This is a genomic window from Mesorhizobium sp. M1312 (genome assembly GCF_040318115.1).
Lineage (GTDB): Bacteria > Pseudomonadota > Alphaproteobacteria > Rhizobiales > Rhizobiaceae > Mesorhizobium.
In genome coordinates, this window is the sequence record NZ_JAMYLQ010000069.1 from 1 (window position 1) to 7,100 (window position 7,100).

Genomic DNA, 7,100 nt, shown 5'->3' on the forward strand with positions numbered 1-7,100 from the left:
CCACAGCGTATCCGCTTTCTGCCATCGGCTTTAGAAGCCCGACATTCCGGTTCCGGTCCCCTAAACGGCCTGTCAGCTTTGCGCCTAATTTCGGCCCAACATGCAAACATTACCTTCGCCTCGAAGCGGACATTCCGGCTGGCATGATCAATGGTGACGCCGTTTGACACTCCTGCGACGCAGCCTAGTTGGCGGCCCCTTTCACGCATTCTGGCAGCCGCTTCGGTTTGGCGATCTTCGTCAGCGCGTCGGGTTTGGCACAGGCCGGGAAGCCGGCGAGCCGCATGGTCTCGATGAAGCGCTGGTGCTCAGCCTCGCTGTAGCCCGGCTCGTTGGCCATGGCTTCGATGGTCAGGTCCGGGAAGCGCTTGAGCGCTTCCGCGACACAGGCTTTCGCTTCGTCCGTCCGCCCGAGGGCGGCAAACGACCCGCACCGCATCGGCCATCTCATCAGGTTGTAGGTGTCCGGCGTCATGCGCTCCAGCATCTTCAGCGCATCCTCGTAGCGGCCGGCCATAAAGTAGGCATAGGAGAAGGGGTTGGTGGCCCATAACGGGTAGTTCGGATCGAGCCGGATCACTTGGTCGATCAGTTCCACGCCGCGTTCGGGCTCGCCGAAGGTTGACGCCCAACTCGCATAGAAGATAAGGATTTCGGCTGAACCCGGCGCCATACGCAAGGCGGTGTCCAGCTCGGCCTTGGCACGCGCCAAGTCACCCCTCTCGCCGAAGCTCATGCCAAGCACGGCGTGCGCCTCGGCGTCGCTCGGATCAAGCTTGACGGCGCGCTCGGCCGCTTCGATCGCCGCCTTCCTCTCGCTCTCGGGATTGACGCCGAAGCTCGCCAAAATGCTGTGAGAATGATAAAGCTCGACCCAGGCGCGGGCGAGCCCGGGATCCAACTCGACGGCGCGGGTGAGCAGCTTGATGGCCTCCTCGAGGCCCTCTACGGTGATCTGCTCAAGCTTCTCGGTGCCGAGCAGATAATACTCATAGGCGTTCAGGTTGTCCGGCCGCTTGCGTTTGGCGGCTATCCGGCCAGCTTCCTGAATCAGCCCCGCGCCCCCGCCGAGCCGGTTGGTGACCTGCTCGGAGATCTCGGTTTGGACAGCGAACACGTCTTCATCCGGCCGGTCCCAACGCTCCGACCACAGATGCTTGCCGGACGCCGCCTCGATCAGCTGCGCATTGATCCGCACACGGCTGCCCTGGCGCTGGATGGAACCTTCGAGCACATATCCGACGTGTAACGCTGCTGCGACCTGGCGGACATCCACCGGCATACCCTTGTAGGCTTCGGTTGAATTGCGGGCGACGACCTCGAATTCGGGGAAACGCGCGAGGTCGGTGATGATGTCCTCGGTGAGGCCGTCGGCGAGGCGCCCGGTGGCCTCGTCGTCTCCATAATTGCTGAAAGGCAGAACCGCAATGGACGGCTTGCCGGTGGCAGTATCAACCGGCCGCAGCAACCACCACGCTCCAGCAGCCGCAAACGCAAGCAAAACAAGGGATGCAGCCGCCATCGGCAGAAAGCGCCGGATGCGGCGGGTGCGAAGGCTCCAGCCGCCCTTTCCCCCTTGCATTCTGACGCTGTAGGCGCGAACCGGCTCGGCGATATTCTTGACCTTTTGAGCGCCGGCAAAGTCGATTGGCAGGCTGAGCTTGCCTTTCATGTGGTCGTAGGCGGTTCCCGAGATGAGCACGCCGCCCGGCGGGCAAAGCTGCTCGAGGCGCGCCGCCACGTTCACCCCGTCGCCGAAGAGATCATCGCCTTCGACCACCACGTCGCCGAGATTAATGCCGATACGAAATACTATGCGGCGCTCGGCACGAGTTTCGCTCTGATGCGCGGTGACTCCGGTCTGGATGGCCACGGCGCAAGTAACGGCATCGACGACGGAGTGGAACTCAACCAAGGCGCCGTCGCCCATGAGCTTAACGACACGTCCGTCATGCTCGTTGAGCAGTGGATCGATCACCTCCGCCCGGAGCGCCTTGATCGCTGCGAGCGTCGCCGCCTCGTCGGTTTCCATGAGGCGCGAGTAGCCGACGATGTCGGCGGCCATGATGGCCGCCAGCCGCCGCTCCGCTCGGGTGGTCACCACGCTGGCGTGCTCCCACAGCCAGAGCTGTGCTTTCGCATCTGGCTCGCTTCGATCCTTTCAGGTCTCGACTCAAACCGCAAGGCGAATGGGCTACGCGTTTGCCAGCTTCTGCGATGGCACGCTGCTCACTGCTCTCGTCCGCGCCTTCCGTTGGAACAACATGATCGACAAACGGCCGCTTTGGCTCGGATCAGCGAACTGGCCAGGGCAGAGAAGCTCAAGACCTCCTACGTCGCGTACTTCCTACGCCCTGCACTGCTCGCGCCCGACGTTGTTGAGGAGATTCTCGATGGTCGGCAGCCACCTACGGCAGCTTCAGCGGCTCATGCGCGGGTTTCCGATCGAGTGGACGGAGGCAGGTAAGCCGTCTCTCACATTGAACCCCGATTTGACCCACAGCCCGAGTTGCGCTCTGCGCAAGATGGAGGGCAACTTTGCGCCCTCATGTCGGCCGTTGAGGTGATCTTTGCTGTTGCCCGATAGCAGACATTGCTGGCGACCACCCTGGACATCGTAGTCGCGTCATGAGCGGCCATTCCCTTTTCGATCGCAAACGACCGGAGTCGACCCGTTGCAGACTTCGACAGTGTGTGTGCTGAACGGGTTGTCGTTTGCGGCAGACCGTCGCTACCGATCTCATGGCGGCAAACCTGCTTCCATCAGCAAGCGGCCAAGCTCGCGAGCCTTTTCAGGGTCGCGATAACACTCGCGGCTGGTGAAGTTGGAAGCTGTTAGAGCTGGCTCGCTGCCTACAGCTTCCCTGATCATCCGGCCGGCTTCGTCGGATCGATCGAGCGCCACGAGCGCGGCCGCCCGATAGAGGCGCGATCGAGTCGTCTGAAACGTGAGTTTGCAGAGGGATTCAATAGCCTCGGCATAGCGGCCCAGCGCATAAAGAGCCACGCCCCGTTCCTCGACACACCACACAGGAAGGAACGGGTCGAGCATCTCGGCTTCGTCGAGCAAGGACAATGAACGCTCTGCTTCGCCCACAACGGTAAAAACCGCGGCGCATCTTGCCTTGATGTAGGCATCCGTCGGGTTCAATTCCATTGCTCTGCGGCTGTGCACCAGGGCCTCGTCGAAGTTGCCACCCATAAGTTCAAACGCGCCCATGATCCGGTTTGCCTCGGCATCGCAGGGGTCAAGCTCGAGCGCGCGGCAAATGTCCCGTCGACCTTGCTCGGGGTCGAAACCCGGCAGCCCTGACGCTGCGCAGACCCTCCACGCATAGGCGGCCGCGTAGTGCGGATCGGCCTCGATCGCCTTTGAAAGCCAGCCGACGGCCTGGCGAGCATTGTCGTCGGTGACGCCGCCCAGGCGGTGATGATCGAGCCCGCGCAAGAGGCAGTCGAAGGCGGTCATGTTTTCTGGCGGCTTTCGGCGCGCCGCCACCATGGCTGCGTCCTCCATCCGTCCTGATACCGTCGCGGCGATCCTCGCGACGGTTCCATCAACCAAAGCGAAAATTTCCTCGAACGGACGCTGGATCTTGTCGCTCCAGACCACCGTCCCCTGGTCGGTTTCCGACAGCGTGAGGCTGATCGAAACCCGCTCTCCGATCTTGCGCACCTGTCCCTCAAGCACATATCGAACGCCCAGAGCCTCGCCGACCCTCACCGGATCCGGGTGGGAGTCCGCAACCGCGAAGCTCGCACTCCGCGAACTGACCGAAAGACGCCGAAACCGCCCCAGTTCGACAATAAGCTCCTCGGTGAGGCCCTCAGCGAGATAGCGCTGGTTCTCGTCGTCGCCCGAAACCCGGAAAGGGAGCACCGCGAGCGATGCCGGCCGCCGTTCCGTCGTGGTGACCAGTTGCGTCGGCGCCGACTGCAGCCGATGCGCTCCGATCTCGCCGCGGACCCGATAGAGGTGCACCGATTCCGTAATGTTCTTGAACGCCCGCTCGCCCATATCGTCGAATATGAACGCAGAATTGCGGCGGACATGATCGAAGAGCGCACCGCTTACATAGATCGAGTCTGGTTCGGCTGCCGCCTGTATGCGCGCCGCGAGGTTGACGCCGTCTCCGACCAGATCATCGCCCTGCACCACGACATCCGCGATATGGAGACCGAACCGCATCCTGAAAGGTTCGGTGTCGGGCTCTTGCGCGCCTGCAAGCGCGCTGCGGATCTCGAATGCACTGCGCACGGCGTTTACCGCGCTCGGAAATTCGGCGAGGGCCCCGTCACCCGTCGTCTTGAAAACCCGGCCGTCGAGCAGATCGACCTTTTCCGAAATGAGGGCCTGACAGCTAGCCAAGCGTTCCGCGGTTTGCTCCTCGGCTCGCTCCATCATTCCGGAATAGCCGACGATATCGCCTACCATCAGGGCGGCCATTCTGCGCTTCATGGGCGAAGCTCCTTCAGGGGGCGACCAATCATCACCCCAGCAGGCGGTGCCGTCGTCGCGGACGCGGCGGTCTGGGAGTGTAGCGCATTGCAAGGCCGGCCGCATCGGGAAACGCGCCCTACGAACGTCTCGAGGAGATCGCCAAACCTTTAAACGCTGAGACGATGGGCGTTTGTGTGAAGCCCGGGTTCGCACCCTTTTCGCGACCTTCAGGTGGAATTAGGCGATGACCGGAATGGGTCAGTTCACGTCGATGCACGCAGCCCGACTGAAGGTCCGCTTCTGACATTCCGAGCCTCTAAGACGCAAGTCCGCCAACGGCCCCATTCCAGACATTGGAAGTTCGGCACCGGAGCCCTGCTTCTAAGGCCGAAGCGGCTGACTAATTGGTCCCCGGTCGGTTTGCTTTCTATGTTCTCCGCATAGCGGCCCGTTGCACCAAACGACCCCCAGCTTCAAGCCGGAAATCCCTGTGATTTCAATGGAGGAAAGCTAGGGAGTAAAAAGGCGCACTCCCCAGCTTTGGAGAATATGGGCTGACAGAGAGCAAAAAAGGCACCTTCACTACCAGCAACAGTCCCCAGCTTTCGGCCGAAAGCCAGCAGTTCTGCGGGGTTTCTGAGCCGCCAAGTCTACGCAGAGAACGTTCTGGGAGAATTGAGTGGTAGAGGGAGAGCACCTGAAATCCAACCTTCTCCGCTCCGGAAGAGCTTACCGGACGGTCGCGTTGATATGTCGGGAACGGATCGGCGGGCGGCAATTCTAAAAGCAGCAGGTCCCTAGCTGCCGCGGGCGGCTATCTCTAGAACACACCGCAATCCAATCCCGCCACTGATGTGCGCAACAAGAGCTACTCATACCGGCGAAGCAAAGCGCTGCGCTAGCGATGCATGACGAGTTATGGTCCCGGGACACTCCGCATGGATTGGAACGTTAATAACGACGAGGGTGACGCTGAGTGCCACGATCCTGAAATTGTTTCGGAGCAGGCGTGCGGGTGTTAGGATCCCCACCTGTCATTTCGCCTTTGCTACTGCCCCAGGGCTGACTTTCGTGTCTTTGCCCCAGAACATTCCTCATCACAACGAAGGGCGACAAGAGTCCTTGGGGTCGGGTATAAGCAGAATCGGCAGCCACGTCAGAGTTTTCGCGACATCAATTAGATGTGTTGGCTGCGAGATAGCAACATTGGGGGGCCGCGAAAGCGGTTGCGGAGACTGAGTGCGCCGAACGCGTCGCCGAGACGGCCAGTTTGAAGTCACTTCGTTTGCCTGCGGGTATCACTGTCAGAAAGATGGTGGCTGGTCAGACTGATGGCCGGCGTTTGGCAACTGCAGTACGAGCATTTGTTCCGCGGATCAAATGTAAGTAGCTGTTCCTTAGTGCTACACACACTCTTCCCCGATGCTTCCAAATTAACTCAAATACTTGCGGCCCCGTTAACAATGTTTCTGATTGACAATTGAACGAAACCACATTCAACATTACTAATAAAAGGTAAATTTGGGCGTTGGGGAGGAAGTGTTATGGGCGCGAATGGCGACACCAATTATGTTGGCACGGCCACTGACTACAACGACAAATTGATCGGGGGTTCTGGGGCCGACGCGCTTTCAGGGGGCGGAGGAAACGACGTCCTCAATGGTGGTTCCGGTGCAGATATCCTGGATGGCGGCAGCGGTATTGACAGCTTGCTAGGCGGTTCGGGCGCTGACACCCTTATTTTCGTATCGTACGAGAATCAGTACAAACTCCAGGGAACCATATATGACGGTGGTATCGCACAAATCGGCGTAACGACATTCAGCGGCTTCGATAGTTACGATGGTGGAAATGGTACTGTAAAAGGTGGCACCACCGAGATCGACACGCTAAAAATTGTAAACATCGTGCAGCAGTCTAACGATGTTGCGTTTATGGCAGCCCTAAATGCCGAGATTAATTATTTTAACAATGTTTGGCTTCCGGCCCATGTAAACCAAAGCACAGGGCAAGCAGATCAATCGATTTATGAATTCCAGAGCATAAATCTGAAAATTTCCGCAATCGAAAAACTCTCGCCCGTCGTCATCGATCTCAGCACCAATCGTGCGCCGGTGAATACCGTTCCGTCCGGGATACAATTGACCGATGAGGACGTATCAAAGGCAATTCCAGGGGTTTCGGTTTCAGATCCTGATGGTGGTACGTTAACGACCACGGTGTCAGTTCTGCACGGTACTCTAAACGTCTCGAGCAGTCCGCTTGTGACCGGCAACGGCACCAATTCGGTGACCATTGTTGGCTCCGCAGCGGACATCAATTTGATCCTATCCGGTCTGACTTACACGGGAAACGGGGACTTTAACGGTTCGGATACGCTAACAATCACAACCGATGATGGTCTAGTCACTGACACAGACTCGCTGGCAATCACCGTCAACGCGGTCGCCGACATCGCCGACGACACCGCCTCGGGCAACGAGGACACGGCGATCACCACCGCGGTGCTGGCCAACGACAGCTTCGAGGGCACGCCGGCGGTCACCGCGGTCACCCAGGGCGCCAACGGCTCGGTCGTCGTCAATCCCGACAACTCGGTCACCTACACGCCGAACGCCGACTTCAACGGCACCGACAGCTACACCTACACGGTGACCTC

Annotated in this window: 3 protein-coding genes; 1 reads left to right on the forward strand and 2 read right to left on the reverse strand. The window is 59.7% G+C overall.

Features of this window, described 5'->3' with window-relative positions; all coding sequences use genetic code 11:
- Positions 1 to 184: 184 nt before the first annotated feature.
- A complete protein-coding gene (locus NKH36_RS34165; RefSeq protein ID WP_502912173.1) occupies positions 185 to 2,104 on the reverse strand; it encodes an adenylate/guanylate cyclase domain-containing protein in 1,920 nt (639 codons plus the stop codon).
- A gap of 636 nt (positions 2,105 to 2,740) precedes the next feature.
- Positions 2,741 to 4,459 (reverse strand): adenylate/guanylate cyclase domain-containing protein, encoded by a 1,719-nt coding sequence (locus tag NKH36_RS34170; protein WP_352966191.1) that lies wholly within the window; start codon positions 4,457 to 4,459, stop codon positions 2,741 to 2,743.
- Positions 4,460 to 5,985: 1,526 nt separating this feature from the next.
- Here NKH36_RS34170 and NKH36_RS34175 point away from each other — a divergent pair.
- On the forward strand, positions 5,986 to 7,100 hold a 1,115-nt coding region (locus NKH36_RS34175; protein WP_352966192.1), incomplete at its 3' end, for an Ig-like domain-containing protein.